Raw genomic sequence first — 18,484 nt, 5'->3', positions numbered from 1 at the left:
CAGGAGACATACCCATCTACCCCCCGGAGAAAATTCCGGGGGAAAATGAATAAAGCGTTAATCAGAAAGCCTTTTAAGGGTTGTTTTGCATATTCGCGTTGGCACTGATAATGGTCTGGGGAATCCGCATCACCAAACGGTTAGGCTGATCCATCGTCACCACAGTTTCTGTGTTATCAATCGCATAAATGGTATGGGTAAAGACCTGTCCGGCAAATAAAGGATCCACTGAAAGCCTGCGCATATCAAACCACCGGTAACCTTCCTCCGCATATTCCCTGATCCTTTCCTCGATGATAAATTTAATCAGGGCCGATTGGTTACCGGAAATTTCAGCCGGTACCACCGCAGCCGCTACCGGCATCCTGTTTTTACGGAAAGTTTCCAGCGTAGCTGTCGCGCCAGTAAGGTCATTTAACCTGGCTTTACATTCAGCGTTCAGCATATACAGATCTGCCAGTTCCAATCCGAACCTTGTGTACCTTACATATTTGCGTAACCTGCCGCCCGTATTTGGTGTGCCATTCGGATTATTGGGGGTATAAAATTTCAAGCGCAGATCTGATGCATTAAACAATTCTGCTACTTCCGGCCTGATCACCATCCCTATATTTCCGTAAGAGCCACTGTTAAAATTGGGGAAGGTCTTAAACACCACCGATTCCGTATAGTCATTGGTATTGGTCAAGGGTCCCGCCGGACCAGTAGTGCCTATGGGCATAAAAGAGCCCCCAGTGCCTAACTCTTTATTGTAGTCATATAAACGGGGACCATTTGATAAACCTGCTATATCATTCATGGCCGCGTTCAACTGCACCAATGCATCACTGTTGCGCCCCATGAAAAGATAAACTTTACCAAGTATTCCTTCTGCCGCAGGTTTTGACATCCGTGTGCGTATGCCATTGTCCACAGGCAGGTTAGCAATCGCATCCGTCAGGTCTTTAATGATAAAATCATAGACGGCCTGAACACTTGTTCTGTCGAAAGAATTCTGGTTGATATCTCCCTCGGTAATGATCGGGAATCCCGGATCCTGTCCGGCACTGGAGGCAAGGTAAGGTTTACCGTAAAAGTTAATCAGCTGGAAATAAATCCAGGCCCTGGTCGCCTTGGCCTGTGCCTGTACTGATTTCTTTTGCGCCTCAGTTCCTTCCACCTCCATCACTTGATTGATAATGGAGTTACACACGTAGATATTAGACAGGAAAGAAGTAAGCTGGGAATCGTTTGCTGTAGGATCAAAAATAACCGGCTCCCACCGGAATGCCCTTCTTGTCGTTGCCCCGGTTGAGTTGAAATAACGGCCCTCAGCAGCCAGCTCATCCCCCATTAGCATGGGCATATGCCAGCCCGAAGTGATGTTATAATTATAAAAAGTATTGTTGTTCATCAGCAGCTGGTATTCCTCAGCAGTAGTTGCGATGAGCCTGCCTTTGGGCACAAACTCCAGGAATTCTTTTTTACAGGAAACCAGTAAGGTGAAAAGGAAAATATATAAGGCTTTTAATCTCATGGAATGATACATTTTGTCTCAGTTTAAAATGTTAAAAAGTTACGTTTACACCTAAGCTGAAGGTGTGTTTAGTTGCAGGCAGGTAGCGAGTGCCACTGGACAGATCCTGATTTTCAGGATCGAGCCCGTCTTTATTCGCTGTCCATAACATAAAATTCGTGGCTTGTGCATTAAAGCTGATGGCCTGTGTTTTTAACTTCCTCAGCAACCTTGGCGATAAAGTATAGGACAAGGTGAAATCACGTATTTTAGCATAAGAAGAACTCACCACATTGATGTCTGCATGCTGATAATAATCCACATCCCTGCGGCTATCGCTTTCTTCACTGTCGGCTACATAAGATGGGATGGTAGTAAATGCCTCATCGCCAGCTACCTTCCAGCGATCGGCAAACAATGCCGGAACATTACCGATGAATGATCCCCTATTTTGTAAGGTCAGTCTGCCGGTATAGAAAGTATTCACCTCTTTGTTCATCACCCCACCAAGGTTGTATACCATATTGACAGATAAACCGAAGCTTTTATACCTGAAAGAATTTGTCAATCCCCCGCTGAACTTAGGGGTCCTCGAGCCCATATAAACTAAATCTGCCGCAGTAGCTACGGACTGTTCCTTAGTTACGGTTCCATCTGCAAGACGAATTTGTGGATCTCCCAAATGATCAAGTCCGGCGTAACGATATGCAAAAACGGCATTGATAGGATAACCTTCTATATTGCTGCTATACAATCGGCCAAAACCGGTGTTTTGGTAAGCTGTAGGTGCAATATAACTGACCAGCTTATTTTTATTGTAGGCAAATATAAATCCGGTGCTCCAGCTGAAGTCCCTGCCAATGATATTCTGGCTGCGGATATCCAGCTCAATACCTTTGTTATTCAGATTGCCGATGTTACTTAAATAAGAGGAATAGCCAGTCAAGGGGTTAGCGGTCAGCTGACCCAACAGGTCTGTCGTTTTCTTGCGGTATAGATCTATACTTCCGCTAATTCTATTCAAAACACCGAAATCAATACCGATGTTGAGGGTCTCTGTGCTTTCCCAACTGAGTTTCCGGTTTGCAGGTGTACTGAGCATCAAGGCATTCCCACCAATATAAGTTGCACCAAAGCTGTCTTGCTGAACAGTTAAGATATCATAAGAGGAAGAAGCACCGGATAGAGGCGAGTTACCGGTAATCCCGTAAGTCGCACGTAGTGCAAGGTCATTCACCCAGCTCACATTCTTCATAAATCCTTCTCTGGCTGCCAGCCATTTTCCGCCAATACTCCAGATCGGCCTGTTTTGTGCCGACTTATCCTGACCGATTAAACTACTGTGATCTATTCTCCAGCTGGCATCCAGACTGTATTTACGGTTAAATGTATAACTTCCCAAAGCAAAATAAGCAGTGGCGCGCGACTTGGTTTCCGATTCTGTATATGGGTTTCCGCCTCCAAAATAACCTCCCTCTGGATCTACCGGATCAGTAATCGTACTTATCGCCGCATAATTAATTTGGGTATAAGTCCCCAATCCCTCATTGTACCCATACAAGCGGTTGTTAGTAAAGCTCGCATATTGCTCATTCGCCTCCTGTCCTACCTGAACATTAAGCTGGTCATTTCCATTTCTACCACTAAACATGTACTCCAGTTGGTTTCTAAGCGTATAATTGCGCTGCTCAGTCTGTGCTAAGGAATACGTTCCGCCGGTAGTCGGTAGGTAATACACAGGGTCTACGCTAGTGGAAGAAGCTTCAGTAAGCCCCAGCAACTCTCTGCGCAGGCGGTAAGATTGGTGATCATCATAGGATTTGCCGGTTGTGGGCGATTTACTGTAGCCGTAAGTTCCATGGAAACTTAAACCTGGCAGTAATTTCAGCCATGCATTCCCGGTGAGGTTTACCGCCAGGTTATTGCTTTTGGTATATCCATAATTCAGTTCATCCAGTGGATTATAATCCAGATTGATTCGGCTTCTCGCCTGGTAACCTGCACGGGTTTCATCCGACCAGCCCTGTACATACGGCATGGAAATATTGTTCCCCTCTTCATCACGGAACAACTGGTAGGGCAAAAATTTATCCTGGATATTGATATTCCTTTGCGCATTCGACTGGGTTGTTTTCAAAGCTGTATTCAGGGAGATGCGCAAGTATTTCGCAGGATTGATATCTTGTGTGAAATTCAGTCCGTAAGCATTGCTTTTCTGCCCCGGATGGTTGGAATGGGTTCCCGTGTAAGACATGGATCCATAAAAAGAATAGGCCTTGCTACCCCCGGATACTGAAAAAGTCTGATTTGTCGTGAGTGCATTCGCATACAGCAGGTCTTTAACCTGACTGGTATTATTGATATTAGACAGGCTATCTAAACTCGCATTGGCCTGGGCATTAGAGATCAATCCGCGGTATTCATTATACAAAATCACCTCATGGGGAGTAATGACAGAATTGGACAGGAAATCCCACTGGTTCAGTTGCGGACTGAAGGTCTCCCTTGCTGCCTCAATATACTGCTTACTGTTCAGTAGCCTGTTATAACCAAAATCCGGTTTTCCTCCAAAATTAACAAAACCAGAATAGTTTACATTTATCTTTTGATTTGTGGTACCGGAAAGCGTCGTGATCACAATCACTCCGTTTGCAGCACGTGCGCCCCAGATTGCCGCCGCAGCTGCATCTTTCAGTACAGTAATATCAGCTATATCATTTGGATTAAGGTCGTTGATACTGGTTACAATCACGCCATTCACCACATATAAGGGTGAAGAAGTCAGCTCTACACTACTGTTACCCCTGATAATGGGATTCTTAGAGGTCTCCCCCTCTGCATTATTAGAACTGGTAATGCTAAGGCCAGCCACCAATCCTTCCAGTCTCCCGATAATATCCATGGTTCCTGTACGGTTTTTATAGATCTCCAGGTCAGGTTTCGAAAAGGAACCGGTGGCTCTTTCTTTTGATAATACCTGATACCCCGTACTCAATACCGTTACCTCTTTTAAAGCAGCAACGGCAGGCTTCATCACCACCGTCACAAATTCCTTCCCTACTGTTAAAGTCTGGGTGGCATACCCAATATAGGAAACGGTAATCACCGTTCCATCCTGAAAGTTATCCAGATAAAACTTCCCATCTGCACCGGTAAGCACCTGTGTCGCAGAACCTCTAACCTTAATGATTGTCCCCGCCAGGGGATTACCGAGCGAGTCGGTCACCATGCCTGCTATATCCACCGGAATATTTAAATACGTCTTTACTTTATCCATTAAAGACAGCTCCTTTTTTTTGATCAGTACGGTATTGTCTACCAGCTTATAAGTAACCGGCAGGTCTTTAAAACAGGTAGCCAATGCCTGGTCAAGCGGCACATTCTTCAGTTGTACACTAATCCTGATATCCTGCAGCTCATCGTCATTGTATAAAAACATCAATCCGGATTGTTTCTTTAAGGATGTGACCACTTTTTCCAGGGAAGCTTGCTTCAGATTCAGCGTAATCTGGCTGTAACCAGCTGCACTAGCCTGCATGAGTGCAATAATAAGTAGAAGAGTTGTCAGGTTTATCCGCATAAGTGTTCTCCTGTTTATCAATTTAGGAGGAAGCCAGGCCAAAGCGGTGGCTATAGTAATTTGACTAAATTTCATTACTTTTAAAAGATTTTGGGTTAATACGTAATCGTCAATGTCCAATTGTTTTTCCCGCTTGCGGGAGAGGGTTAACTCAAATATTTGCCGTAGAAGTATTCCAGTACTTCTGCGGCTTTTTGAAACGACCCTGTGCTGATTAATGCTGCTTTCGTAATTTTTTCTGCATAATGTGTGGTTTTGGGGTTGAGTTGATTGATAATTTTAGTTGATTATTGTTTGGGTGTTGCCGGCCAATGATGCTGAGATTGAACTTACTGATCTCAATTAATTTCCTCTGATACTTCTTCCACGTATCAATTTTTAACAATGACTTGTTTACCTTTTATTTCAAACCGGATGTTCAGGTAATTCAGCATATCCAGGGCTTGAGACGCCTTGATCTTCCGGTCAATCTCACCCGTAAAATGCACATCAGGATAACCATTCTCATACTTCAGCTCAAAATCGTACCAGCGTGACAGCTGACGCATTACCGTTGGGATATCTGCTCTTTTAAAACTGAATATGCCATTTTTCCAGGCAACAGCCTCTTCAGTATCCGCCGCAACAATCCTTAAAGGCCTTTGGGCAGAAATTTGCGCCTGCTCTCCAGGTTGAAGCAGACCGGCAGACTTCCCTTGGTTTATCCTGATAAGCCCTTCCAGCAGAGTTGTTTTATTCACCGGTTCGTCAGTGTAGGTATTCATATTAAAATGTGTGCCCAAAACTTCCACCACCTGTGTTCCGGAGAAAACCTTAAACGGCTTTTCCTTATTTTTTGCCACTTCAAAATACGCCTCACCACGGAGTTCAACATTTCTGGTTTTGCCCAAGAAAGAAACCGGGAATTTGATAGAAGATGCGGCGTTAAGCCATACATGGGAACCATCGGGCAGAATCACCTGGTACTGCCCTCCGCGTGGAGTAGCAATCGTATTGAAAGCAAGACTATCAGCAGGCGAATGGGCAGCCTCCCTTAAATCATATACAATTTGTCCTTCTTTCGTTTTTCTGATGACCGAATTACTTTCATCGGCCAGCCGGCCATTTTTAACATCATCCAGCACAATCTGCTTTCCGCTAGCCAGCGTCAATATAGCTTTGTTTCCACCAGGTGAAAAATCATGCGCATAAGAAGATTGCGTACTATTTCTTTCCTTTTTATTGTCCAGAAACTGAATACCGAATCCGATCACTAAAAGGATAGCTGCTGCCGCAGCAATCCCTGGCCACAACACAGGACTTGCTTTTGGTTTTGCCTGTGGCAATCTGGCATAAATCTGCTTCTCTTTTACTTCATAATCAAGATCTGGAAAATCAGCTTTGGCCAGCTCCAATTCTTCCAGAAACCATGTTTCCACCAACCTCTTTTCCGTTGCTGTACATGCTCCATTTATATATTTATCCAGCAATTCTTTTGCTCCGTTCTGATCCATAATGAAGATTTTTTAAGGCCTTCTATAGATATGACTAAGAACTGCAAACAAAGTGGTAGATAAAAAACAAAAAAACAGTAAAAATTAAAAGAAACCCTTAAAAAAGAACAAGAGATTCATCCGCGATGCCAGTCCCATCTTGATACGCAGAATTTTAATGGCATTATGAATCTGCTTTTTAACCGTACCTTCAGATATGCCAAGTTTTTGGGCAATTTCTGCATGGGAAAGATTCGATTTACGACTGAGTTCAAAAACCAATCGCATTTTCTCTGGCAAGGCTGCGATTTCCTTCTCAATTTTAAGGGCAAGTTCTCTTTCTAAAATCGTATTATCGGTAATATACTCGCCTTTATTTACGAAATCTGCCAGAGAAGCATGATAATAGTTTTTAAGCTTGTTTCTATTAATTAGCGTAATGATCGTATTCCTTACCGCAGTATAAAGATAAGAAGACAGGGAGGTGGTTAACTGGAACTGATCTGCCTTTTCCCACAGACGGGCAAATATCTCCTGAACAATGTCAGTGGCCTCTTCCTCATCGTGCAGCATCTTCAAGGCATTACGGTAAAGTAAAGCCCAGTACCTTTTATAGATTTCAGTGTAAGCAACATGATCCGATTCTTTCAGCAAGAAAACAAGTTCATCGTCGGAAAGTACACTGTAAATGATCATCACACGACGAATATAATAAAAGATAGCCCAATTGATAAATTCCTGGTCAGAATAACCATTCCATCTATCATCGGCTATCTTTTAAAATCACGGATAAAGTATCCGTGATTTATGGTTGTTTGACTCTGATCAGTAACATTCTACGGTACTGATTTACTTTAACTTGCCCTGGACTATTGTTTTTCTTTTCCCCCTTTTAATTTTGCGAGTTCTTTTCTTTGTGCGGCATTGAGCACTGCATTAATTTTTACTTCCGTATCACTATTGAGCTGCTTGTAAATGGCAGGACTGACCTGCTGGTTATTCTTACTCATGGTATAGTATTTATACATCTTTTCATTATAATCTGTTAAGATAGCCGTCACTTTTGTTTTCTGCGCCGCGTTCAGCTTAAGTTTGCTGGAAAGTTCGCCACTTGTTCTTATGGCCATTTCCTTAGCTGTCGGCATATTGGCAGGAGAGGATTGCGCATTTGCATAAACACCTGTGATGAAGAGCAGTACGAATGATATAAATAGTTTTTTCATAAAAATATAATTGTTTTTTAAAGGTGATGAAGCTATCATAAGCTTATGATGGTTTCATTTTCTTCTAGTTGTTTTTTAAGGAGTTATTTTTTAGTTTATGTATTGATTTCAAGAACCAGGTAAAGCCCGGTTATTACTTCTTGGCCTTCAAGTTGCCTTCGGCGGTTTACTCAAAGTGTTCAATATGATTTGTGTTCATGAGCCCGCCAAGGCTCAGTTTAAAGCTGATGAAGCTGTTCATTGATTGGTGTAAGCATTAATGTTTATGGTAGTTTCATCAGGGAATTATTTTTTAGCACTTGTTGATTGAACGGGAAGTAGTACAAAACGCAAGAAATTTCGTTGATTAAAGTATTTAACTGCCGCTTTTTGCAATACCCTACTGCTTAACTGGTTCAGGTTTTCTTTGTAATCCAGTATGCTTTCAGGGTCTTCCTGATTTTGATATTTCGCATTTAAATAACTTCCCCAAAATGCATTGGTCTGCAGAGCAGCTTCCATCGAGACCTTTTCTTCTGCAACATATTTTTGAATATCATCGGCTGATACACCTTCTTTCTGAAGTTTATGAATTTCCTCTCTTGTAGCCGTAATCAACTTGTCTACATTTTCAGGCGCACATCCAAAATTGATGGTAAAAGCATAATAGGGTATGGGCTTCCTGGTGATTTCGAGGCCAACCGATGGAGAATAAACACCGCCCTCCTGTTCTCTCAAACGCTCAATTAACCGGAAACCGAGAATGGCTTTGAGCGCATGTAGCTGAAGGTTATTTTCATCATTAACTACATAATCTCCACTTATCATCAATTTTACCGTAGCTTTTTCTGCTGTACCACTACGAATTGTTTTTTCAAGTTTTCCCTTTCGCATCCCTACACCGAGGTCCTTTGATTTTTCTTTTCTCCAAATGGCAGGCAAACCTCCAATGTATTTTAATAATACTGGCTGTATCTGATCAGGCTCAAAACTTCCGGTGAGGATAAAAGTAAAGTCTGAGGCATCAGCAAAGCGTTCCCTGTAAATTTCCAATGCCCTATAAAGATCTATTTGTTCCAGTTTTTCCAGGCTTGGCCCTGTCCGCCTGCTGTGACCATTGGTTACGACTGCATTGATCGTGTCTGCGAATTCTTCTTCGGGTGATTTTACAAGGTTAATGAATGCGGCCCTGTTCCGGCTCATACTATTTTTAAATATTGCTGTATCAGCCCTTGGATGGGTAAAATAAAGATAGACCATCTGCATGGCCGTTTCAAAATCAGCATTGTTTGCTGCACCGGAAAGACCTTCTGTCATTTCGCCAATAAATGGCGAAACGCTTACCTGCTTCCCATTGAGGGTATTTTTCAATTGCACAGGAGACAGTTCTCTTATACCGCTTGCAGCGATGATACCTGCGGCACTCGCTGCAGAGGGAATATCAGCATTTGCATATAGAGATGTTCCCCCCTCACTAAAGGCTGAAAACGTAATCTCATCCTTTTTAAATTTGGTTGGTTTCAGGATAACCCGTACTCCATTATTCAATGTCAGTTCAGTGACCCCCAACGATGCTATCTTCTTCTGAGATACGATGGTACCAGGCTTTGGTACATCCGCCAGTAAAGCTGGTGCAGTCTGGTCTTCATCCTCAAATGTTAATGACTGTGTATTTTCAATGGTTTTGAACCAGGAGGCAAATCTTTCCTCACCGGGTAAATTAGCTTTTTCATTCTCCGGCGCAATAATAAGCACATCCCGGTTGATATTGGCAATGGTACGTTTAGCCAGCTCAGTAATTGTTGCAAGGCTGATCTGTGCAAGGAATTCCTTTGTCAGTTTGTACTCCATCGCAATTCCCGGACTTGATTCTCCGACCGTAAAATGACGGGTATATTCCTGAACATATTCAGCGGAGGATTTATGGTCCTTTTCACTGACTGCACGTTCCATGGCGCTGAGGTAATTTTTTTTTGCCCTGTCTAATTCTGCCGTGCTGAAGCCAGCATTTCTGATCGCCATAACTTCGGTCCAAAAGGCCTTAAAGCCTTTTTCCAACTGCCCAGGTCTTGTGGAAACTGAAGCACTGAAATTATCAAGATTAGCAATTAATGGTGCGATTCCAACTCCGGCATTTAAATACAGTTCCGTATGCTTTTCTGCCAGCGATGCGAACCGGGCGCCAGCCATCTGGTTAAATAATGCCCTGATTACCATTTCCCGGTAATCATTGAAAGTGCTGAATGCCTGCCGATAATGTTTCACACTTACCTGAATACTCGTTACCGGAACTTCCTTATCGGTAAAAACAGTGAATTGATTTTTTCCCTTAAGCTCGATTGGATAAGTTAACCTTTCCTTTTCATTTACCGGATTTTTCAAATCAGAAAACATCGTATTCACCATTGTTTCTACCTGTTTTACATCGATATCTCCAACAACGATCAGTGCCTGCAGGTTTGGCCTGTACCAGGTACGATAAAAATCCTCAAGTGTATGCGCTTTAAAGTTCTTAATGACTTCTTCAGTACCAATGGGACTACGGCTGGCATAACGTGAACCGTTGGTCATGACTGGAAAAACAAGGTCCATAATCTTTTTCTTAGTGCCTTCTCCAAGCCGCTTTTCTTCCAAAACGACTCCCCTTTCCTTGTCAATTTCGATAGGATCAAGGCTAGCCTCCTGCGCCCAGTCCCGCATCACCTGTAGTCCATCTTTTAACATTGCTGCGTTTTCTATTGGAAAAGGAAGTTGATAAACAGTTTCATCAAATGAGGTATAAGCATTAAGGTCGGCGCCAAAACGCACACCTGTCTTTTCCAAAAAGTCTACCATAGATTTTCCAGGGTAATGAACTGTTCCATTGAAGCTCATGTGTTCTAAAAAATGGGCTAGCCCCTGCTGATCGTCATTTTCAAGAATCGAGCCGACCTTATTGACCAGGTACATCACCACTTTGTTTTTTGGTTCTTGATTTTTCCTGATGTAATAGGTAAACCCATTTGGCAATTTGCCAGTTCTCACGGCAGAATCAAGTGGAAGATTCTCCTGTCCGGCTGAACTTTGTGGTAAAGGTTGCTGTGCCCGGGTTGAAAGTGCTGTACCTAGCCCAACAAGCAGCACTGGAATTACATTTTTCCAGCAGATTTTGATTTTCATGATGATTTATTTATTGATGTAAATTAATTTTTAACATATCCAGAATACCCTCATTCCGGATAATGGTCATGCCTTGCCGGTCGGCAGTTATCCCCTCTTTTAACTGATAGGTATACTTTGGGATTTGCCCGTCCATGATCGTGGGCAAATAAGCAAAAAGGATATTTTTACACTGTTCACCCAATGCCTCTCCCACTTCAATGATGTGTGTGGAAATAATGAAAAAGCAATTGTTATGCACTGAAAAAGCCGCGGTAACCTGTAATGTAGCATCATAGGCATCTTTGACATTTGTACCCTTAAAAAGCTCATCAAAGAGTACATACAAATCTTTACCACCGTCAACAGCTTCAGCAACTTTTTTTACCCGCAGGACTTCGGCATAAAAATGGCTCAATCCTTTCCCTAAACTATCCGGAACATTAATTGAGGTGTATATTCCATCTTTCACTGAAAAAACCATTTTTTTCGCAGCTACAGGAAATCCCATATGCGCCAGGTAAACCGTAACACCCAATGTCTTCATCAGGGTTGATTTCCCCGCCATATTGGCTCCTGTAAGAAAAATCAGGTTATGCTGATGACCGAATGAAACGGCATTGGCTTTGGCCTGATCCAGTGCAGGATGGCGCATATCAAGAACATGAAGCCTATTGTCAACTTTAGGCAAAGCTCTTGGATAGACCAGGTTTTTCTCCAAAGCAACCTCATTTACGGCCAGGCAAACATCCATATGGTAAGCCATTTCAAGTAGGATCTGAAGCGCATCGTACAGTTTGTTTCTGAACAGGTAATCATACCGGGCGACCTTCAGGAGGGATAATGCGCCGGAGGTATGTCCCACTTTGCCGATCTGTGTTCCCACGAATTTTAAACTGTCGCCCAAAAGCGTGTAATGTTTACCATATGGATGATGCTCTCCTGGTACCTGCATTTCACTAAATAAGGTCCTAAATGCCTTAATCATTGAAATAGTGGAGTGGATGCCCGACAGAACAAGCTGATATGTTTCGTCCTGAACAGCGAAGTTGACCAGTTGATTTTTTGCTGTCTGCAAACCAGTAAATAACAGGTTATTTGTATTTTTTGTCCGGAGATAATTCTCTAACAGCATAAATTCTTCCCGGTCCAATGGCAATTTGAGCGACTGTTTTGAAAAGTAGTTGAATATTTCTACCCGTTCATTGATTAAGTTTTCCTCTTCAAGTGGTGCCCTGAACATGGTCTGAAGAAGTCTTTCTCCCCCCGTAGTTGTTACACGGTTAAAGAGGTTAAAGATTGAACCTTGTTTAAACTTCCCTTGAATGTTTAAATCATCCAGGGTTTGTTGGTCTGCAAAAAAGCTCATGATTTTCTCCTTTTAAGAATTTCCAAAATTTGCTCATTATGAATAATCACCATCCCATGCCGGTCATCTGTGATTCCGTTTTCCAGCTGATAAGTATACTGTGGAACGTTGCCCAATAGTTTTGTGGGCAGATATTTGAAAACGATATTTGGGCACGCGGATTGCAACACCGGGGCTGCCTCTACAATATGCGTAGAGATGACAAATACTGATTCAGGTATGGCAGCAAAACCAGTGGCAATCGCTACGGTAGCCTCATGTGCATCCTTCACATTGGTACCACGGAAAAGCTCGTCGATGATGACAAAAAGTTTTTTGCCCTCCTGAAGTTCCTTCGCAATGGTTTTTACACGAAGGACCTCTGCATAAAAATGGCTCGTTCCGGCACTCAGGTTATCCGAAAGATTAATCGTCGTAAATATCCCGTCGAACACCGAAAATTCCATCCTTTCAGCCGGTACAGGAAATCCCATATGCGCCAGATACACTGCAAGTCCCAGGGTTTTCATAAAGGTAGATTTACCCGCCATGTTGGCACCGGTTAAGAAAATTAAATTCCCCTCCGGATTGATCTGCAGCGAATTCGGTACAGCATTCTGCAGTTCAGGATGATATACATTTTCCAGAAGCACACGATGCTCAGCTTCAGCTGTAAGCAAAGGAAAAGTGTATGACCGTGATTTTGCGACCCTTGCGACTGAAATGAATACATCAAGATGGTATATCTGGTCAAGCAATTGCCTGACCAGATGGTGATTTTCGAATCGTAAAAGCACATCAAGGCCGGCTAATTCCTGGTAAGACAATTTATATTTATCCGCCCTGGGAAGACTGGCAAAAGGACCAGTAGCCAATAAACCTGCTATGCCATTAAGTAAAGCACTGTATGCCGTTTCAGCTGTTTCTCCAGGATTCAGCAGAAATCTTCGCATGGAAACTACCGTACTCATTATTGCTTTCAGACCAAGATGTATCATTTTATAGTTACCGTCTGTAGCAATCAGCGCATTGAGCTTACCTGACAGCGTTTGTCCTTCCCCGGCTAGTTGCGTTCTTTCATCTCTGTTATTTAAATATTCCTCTATAGCTGCAAAATTCTCATTTACAAAAGGAAATGCAGTATCTGTGCGAACGAAGTGACTAATGATTGACGACCGTTTCCGGATCTCCTCCTCCCTGGCAAGTGGACTTCTAAACATTTGCTCCATAATGCTTGCCCCGCCGGAGGTGAATGTCCGGTTAAATATGCCATAAACCGATGATCTGCCCGATGGACTGAAAATATTCAGATCATCTAGCGTCTGCTTATCTGTGATGAACTCCATATCAGCTTATTTCCTTTTACGTCTGATTAAAAAGATAGAACCGGCAATCAGCAATAAACCTGGCAACACCCCCAGATAGGATATCTTCATCGCTTTAAACTGCAGGTTATTCATCACAAACCTCTTATCCAGCATAGGGGGATGATCGGCATCGACAGGAAATTCCCCATTGGCAAACCAGCTAAAAATACCAATGCCAAAAGTCTCATTCGACTGTGCACCAAATGTATTTCCAAATAGACCTTTATTGCTCAAAAAATCGGCATCACCGGAAACCACAATCCGTTGTTGTTTACCATTGATCTTCCTGGTCAACAATAGCGCGGTTGGGAAACTACCATGTTCATCTCCGTCAGCTGAGGAATATGCTACCGCTGCGGAATCTGCCACCAGCTTATTCTTTTTTATCCAGCTTAATCTGGTGTCAGAAACCAGCATCTTTTTGACCGTAAAGCCGCTGGTATCTTTATAATTCAGGGCAGCAACGCCCGTCATGGTTACAGGAACCCTGGAGTTGTAGGCATTTCTAAAAAACCTCGATTCTTGTGCAGCTTCAGCAGTAACCCCTGTGCGCACAACTTCGTAGGGAACTGTATTTTCGTCCTGCTGATTGGCAGATCCCATACTGATAGGACCACTTGAACGACCTTGTGGCCCCACAATCTTACCACCAGGGCCAGATACGGCCACACTACGTGCGGGAAGTACAACCTCAGTTTTTTTAGCAAGATTATCATCCTGCACAATTTGTCCATCCATAATCCGGACGCCTAATCCGGCAAGTACCGGGTTCAGTACCGCTTGTTTTCCTGGCTCTCCGCAGATCAGTAAATTCCCCCCAGCATCGATATAACGCTGAATTTTTTGCCTGTTCTCTATTGAAAATTCCGTTTTGGGATCAGCAATAACAAGAGCCGTTAAATTTCCAGGTATTTCCTGCCCAGTCAACAGGATGGTTTCACTATCAAAGCCCTGGTTCATCAGTGAGTTTCTCATGTGCAAGCCATTCGTCAGACCACCGTAGTCGCGATAGGCCCTCGAACTTCTGCCGCGTTCCAGCTGCCCGGACACAAAAGCGATTTTTGGAACTGGAACCGTTAACCGTTTCAATGCTGCAACAACTTCGGTCTCTGTTGGAAAAGTCGCAAGATCATTAAAGAGTCTCAATGTTGTAGATTTCCCGCGGTATTTCAGCACGCTAACATAACTGTTTTCTTCCCCACTCAAATCTATAATCTGACGCATCTCTTCAGGGCTTTTACAATCTGCCAGATCCATATCAAAGTTTTTTGCGGTATGTTCAGCAATCTCCTTCAATGATTTGCCCTGGTTGGATTCCCTTACATTTTGTTCATCCGCCGGATAATCATAATAATAGACATATTTTAAGGTAATGTTATTTTTTGCCCTCAGATAGGGCTCCCATCTATCTAAATCCCTATTGCGCTGACTGGGTATGCCAATCCAGACGAACCTGTCGAGCAAATTCACATAAGTTGTAATCTCCAATGGATAATCGCCCAATTCCCCGATGTATTTTTTAACATTTGGATGCAGGGTAAACAATTTGATAGGAGTACCATCGTAAGAAATAATAAACCTAGGCATTGTACTCAGATAACCGATAAAAAGCGTTGCGCAGAAAGTAACCACATACCTCATGACATTTACCAGGAATGGTTTCGGCTGTCGTTCCCCCTCCATTTTTAAGTAAGCAAAAGTTAAGAACATTCCAATAATGGCCAAAAAGTAAACAACATCCTTACTGCTGATATAACCAATAAACATGTGTTCAGCCCGTGAGGAAATGGACAAGAAGTAAGTAAGACTCCTTACAAACTCATAGTTTTGCCAGACAGTGCCGATATAATTTAGAATTGCAAAAACCACTAAGGTGCTCAAAGCAGCAATCACCTGGTAATTTGTTAAACAAGACATAAACAGACCAATTGCTGCATAAGTGCAAAAAATCAGGAAAACACCTAATAATCCACATAACATCGTTGTGAGGCTGGCATGCGCTATAATTGTGTTGCCAATAACCACATAAGAAGATAATATGATGACGAGCAGTAAATTATAGGCCATCATGGCTAAAAATTTACCGGTAACAATCTCCCTGATTTTTATGGGAGAAGAATAAAGCAGCTTTATCGTTCCACTGCTCGTTTCCCTACTGATCAGCCCCATAGTTAAAAGGGGAAGATAGAGGTAAACCTTCTTGGCAACTTCACCGAAAAGTCCGGTCCTTCCAAACAGTTTCATGGTTAAATAACCAATTCCATTCTCGTAACCACCTCCAAGGCTTTGAAGTTTAAAATTTTCCTCCAATATGGAGGTAAATGACAGGCCGCTCTGAAAAATAAAAATGATGGTCAGGAACCAGGCGATGGGTGAGTAAAAAAGCGTACGCAGTTCGGCGCCCGCTATTTTTATTGAAGTGTTCATGATATATAAATTTGGATTCGATTATCTTTTGGATTTATTGGACAATTGTGCAAAAATTTCGTCTACAGCGCTTTTATCAAGGGAAATCTCTTTGAGTTGCCAATTTTTTAAAGCACTTAATTCTATAATTTTTCCACTGATCTGCTGGTCGCCATTAAAATATAACCTGATTTGTCTGGTGCTGAGAAAATCGACTCCGCTTACGCCGGGAATCTTCATAAACTCTTCTGTCGGTGGCGGGTTATCCATCAGCATCAATAGACTATGTGGTTCCACGTAATTATTGAATGCATCCATCGTATCTGCAAACACTACCTTTCCATTTTCGATCATGGTGATTTCATTACACAGTAATTGGACTTCTGAAAGAACATGCGAGGAGAGGATAACCGCCCGGTCTACCGCAATATCCCTGATCAGAGACCTGACTTCAACGATCTGATTCGGATCGAGTCCATTTGTTGGCTCATCCAAAACAACTAGCTTGGGTTTGTGAATAATCGCCTGAGCAATGCCAACCCGCTGACGGTACCCACCCGAAAGATTCTTCAGCAGCCTCGAACTAAAATGGGTCACCCCACACCGCTCTTTCGCCTCACTAACGGCGGCAGTGATCAGCTGTCTTGGAATCAGACGAAGTGATGCACAGTAATTCAGATATTCATCGACGGTAAAGTCGAGATACAGCGGTGGATTCTGAGGCAGGAACCCTATCCTTTTCTTTGCTTCTTCCGGGTTCTTTCTCATGTCTATTCCATCAATCTGTACCAAACCCTCTGTGTGGCTGAGCACACCGCACATGATATTCATTGTAGTAGACTTGCCGGCACCATTTGAGCCCAGTAAGCCTACAATTGCATTTTGCCGGACTTCGAGATTGATATCCTGAATTGCCCAGGAGCTGTTGTATTGGTGTGACAAATGCTCAATTTTTAAAATTTGGTTTTGCATTTTCTAATAATTTTTAGTTATACGCTCCCCATCCCGCATAAAGCGCAGGTTAGAGGAGCGTGATCATGATATTTGATTATTTAATTGTACCCTGGATTTTGGTTGAGAAAGGAATTGGCCCTGATTTGATCAAGAGGAATCGGAAATAGGGCGTAAGTAGATTTCCAGCCTGGTTTGACGGCGCCCATCACCTCGTCGATAGTACCTGTTCTTCTGAGATCGAACATGCGGTTGCCCCATTCACAAAACAGCTCTGTCTGACGTTCTTTGGCAATCGCGGTCAACAAATCTGCCTGGGTAACAGCATTCCCCGGCCCCAGCCCTGCCCTGTCGCGGATAACCTGCAGGTCTGCTGCCGCACCAGCTAAATTGCCGAGCCTTGCCCTGGCTTCCGCCCTGATCAAATATAGTTCGGAGACCCGTAAAATCATATAAGCCTCAGTAGTAGCGGCAGCCAATCTGTTATTTTTATACTTATTGGGATAGTAGTAGGACGTTAAAGTTCCGTTAAAATTTAAATCCACTCTATTATGCCCTAACCATTTCAATTTCCGCTGGTCATTTGCTTCAAACGCATTTATTAATGAAGGACTTACCGGATAGGAAGGTACAGTAGAGGTAGAAAAAGGAACAAACCGCTGTCCGTCTGCCGTCTGACTGGATAAACCATTTGCCGGCAATTGCCAGATCGCTTCAGTACTTCCCTCCAGAAAAACATGGTTTAATTCTGCATTCAGCAGATAAGTACCGGAATTAATAATCTCATTTGCAATACCTTCAGCCATTTGCCACTCCTTTTGATACAGATAGACTTTAGCCAGCAATGCTTTTGCTACAAAGATATTTGGGCGCGCCCGCTGCAGGGATGGATAAGAAACCAACAGCAATTGTTGCGCCTCCTGTAAATCGCTGATGATCTTAGAAAAGATTTCAGCTTCAGTTGCCCTGGGCAATCTGGCATTTACATTGTAATCGGTAGATACAACCAAAGGTACCTCACCATAAATATTCCAGAGATTGAATAAGTAAAATGCACGAACCACATACATTTCTCCCAGCAGTTGCTTCTTCAATGTACTGCTTATAGCCCCTGAAGTATTGATGATATCGATGCAGGCATTTATCTGATAAATATTCTTATAAGCATCACTCCATAAACTACGTACGACAGAATTGCTGCTGATCAGCGTATTCGTCAAAAATTGGGTAGCATTCGGATCCAGGAATTGTCCGCCGACCAATTCATCAGTCGATAATCCCGTATAGACTGCGATAGTGAAGCCCAGACCGGTATTCATCGTTGCGCCCATTCCATTGTACACTCCTGCAATTGCCCCCATAACTGTGGCGCTATCTGCAGCCAGATTATCTGTTGAGATTTTATTGGGTGGGTTTACCGGGATCTCGATTAATTTTTCGCACGAACTCAACAGTGCACAGATTAAAATCAGGCCTGGCAAGATATTCTTATAGGTAATTACAAATATTCTTTTCATAACATTAT

Annotated in this window: 11 protein-coding genes; all 11 read right to left on the bottom strand. The window is 42.9% G+C overall.

Annotation, left to right across the window (positions count from 1 at the left end):
* Positions 1-73: 73 nt before the first annotated feature.
* Positions 74-1,516 (bottom strand): RagB/SusD family nutrient uptake outer membrane protein, encoded by a 1,443-nt coding sequence (locus tag ACSBL2_RS09790; protein ID WP_442591509.1) that lies wholly within the window; start codon positions 1,514-1,516, stop codon positions 74-76.
* A 31-nt stretch (positions 1,517-1,547) separates the two neighbouring features.
* Entirely contained in the window at positions 1,548-5,033 is a 3,486-nt protein-coding gene (locus tag ACSBL2_RS09785; protein WP_442591508.1) for a SusC/RagA family TonB-linked outer membrane protein, read from the bottom strand.
* Positions 5,034-5,446: 413 nt separating this feature from the next.
* Positions 5,447-6,568: a FecR family protein gene (locus ACSBL2_RS09780; protein WP_442591507.1), complete on the bottom strand. Its 1,122-nt coding sequence runs from the start codon at positions 6,566-6,568 to the stop codon at positions 5,447-5,449.
* A gap of 84 nt (positions 6,569-6,652) precedes the next feature.
* On the bottom strand, positions 6,653-7,243 hold the full coding sequence (locus tag ACSBL2_RS09775) for an RNA polymerase sigma factor (RefSeq protein ID WP_442591506.1): 591 nt from the start codon (positions 7,241-7,243) through the stop codon (positions 6,653-6,655).
* Between the two features lie 173 nt (positions 7,244-7,416).
* Positions 7,417-7,770 (bottom strand): hypothetical protein, encoded by a 354-nt coding sequence (locus ACSBL2_RS09770; protein WP_442591505.1) that lies wholly within the window; start codon positions 7,768-7,770, stop codon positions 7,417-7,419.
* 285 nt (positions 7,771-8,055) lie between these two features.
* A complete protein-coding gene (locus tag ACSBL2_RS09765) occupies positions 8,056-10,908 on the bottom strand; it encodes a M16 family metallopeptidase (RefSeq protein WP_442591504.1) in 2,853 nt (950 codons plus the stop codon).
* 10 nt (positions 10,909-10,918) lie between these two features.
* Positions 10,919-12,256, bottom strand: coding sequence for a MutS-related protein (locus ACSBL2_RS09760; RefSeq protein ID WP_442591503.1), 1,338 nt, complete (start codon positions 12,254-12,256; stop codon positions 10,919-10,921).
* Complete coding sequence (locus tag ACSBL2_RS09755; protein ID WP_442591502.1) at positions 12,253-13,581, bottom strand: MutS-related protein; 1,329 nt, start codon at positions 13,579-13,581, stop codon at positions 12,253-12,255. The genes ACSBL2_RS09760 and ACSBL2_RS09755 overlap by 4 nt, the downstream gene beginning before the upstream one ends.
* 6 nt (positions 13,582-13,587) lie before the next feature.
* On the bottom strand, positions 13,588-16,029 hold the full coding sequence (locus tag ACSBL2_RS09750; protein ID WP_442591501.1) for a Gldg family protein: 2,442 nt from the start codon (positions 16,027-16,029) through the stop codon (positions 13,588-13,590).
* Between the two features lie 21 nt (positions 16,030-16,050).
* Positions 16,051-16,980: an ABC transporter ATP-binding protein gene (locus ACSBL2_RS09745; RefSeq protein ID WP_442591500.1), complete on the bottom strand. Its 930-nt coding sequence runs from the start codon at positions 16,978-16,980 to the stop codon at positions 16,051-16,053.
* Positions 16,981-17,060: 80 nt separating this feature from the next.
* Complete coding sequence (locus ACSBL2_RS09740; RefSeq protein ID WP_442591499.1) at positions 17,061-18,476, bottom strand: RagB/SusD family nutrient uptake outer membrane protein; 1,416 nt, start codon at positions 18,474-18,476, stop codon at positions 17,061-17,063.
* Positions 18,477-18,484: the final 8 nt, after the last annotated feature.

It is taken from the genome of Pedobacter sp. AW31-3R, from assembly GCF_052180285.1.
GTDB lineage: Bacteria > Bacteroidota > Bacteroidia > Sphingobacteriales > Sphingobacteriaceae > Pedobacter.
Note: the sequence above shows the minus strand (reverse complement) of the source record. Positions and strands in the feature narration are given on the sequence as shown.

What these genes read in the sequence shown, in the direction of transcription:
- ACSBL2_RS09790 (WP_442591509.1), bottom strand. Translation starts at nt 1,516, where the DNA reads ATGAGATTAAAAGCCTTATATATTTTCCTTTTCACCTTACTGGTTTCC.
- ACSBL2_RS09785 (WP_442591508.1), bottom strand. Translation starts at nt 5,033, where the DNA reads ATGCAGGCTAGTGCAGCTGGTTACAGCCAGATTACGCTGAATCTGAAG.
- ACSBL2_RS09780 (WP_442591507.1), bottom strand. Translation starts at nt 6,568, where the DNA reads ATGGATCAGAACGGAGCAAAAGAATTGCTGGATAAATATATAAATGGA.
- ACSBL2_RS09775 (WP_442591506.1), bottom strand. Translation starts at nt 7,243, where the DNA reads ATGATCATTTACAGTGTACTTTCCGACGATGAACTTGTTTTCTTGCTG.
- ACSBL2_RS09770 (WP_442591505.1), bottom strand. Translation starts at nt 7,770, where the DNA reads ATGAAAAAACTATTTATATCATTCGTACTGCTCTTCATCACAGGTGTT.
- ACSBL2_RS09765 (WP_442591504.1), bottom strand. Translation starts at nt 10,908, where the DNA reads ATGAAAATCAAAATCTGCTGGAAAAATGTAATTCCAGTGCTGCTTGTT.
- ACSBL2_RS09760 (WP_442591503.1), bottom strand. Translation starts at nt 12,256, where the DNA reads ATGAGCTTTTTTGCAGACCAACAAACCCTGGATGATTTAAACATTCAA.
- ACSBL2_RS09755 (WP_442591502.1), bottom strand. Translation starts at nt 13,581, where the DNA reads ATGGAGTTCATCACAGATAAGCAGACGCTAGATGATCTGAATATTTTC.
- ACSBL2_RS09750 (WP_442591501.1), bottom strand. Translation starts at nt 16,029, where the DNA reads ATGAACACTTCAATAAAAATAGCGGGCGCCGAACTGCGTACGCTTTTT.
- ACSBL2_RS09745 (WP_442591500.1), bottom strand. Translation starts at nt 16,980, where the DNA reads ATGCAAAACCAAATTTTAAAAATTGAGCATTTGTCACACCAATACAAC.
- ACSBL2_RS09740 (WP_442591499.1), bottom strand. Translation starts at nt 18,476, where the DNA reads ATGAAAAGAATATTTGTAATTACCTATAAGAATATCTTGCCAGGCCTG.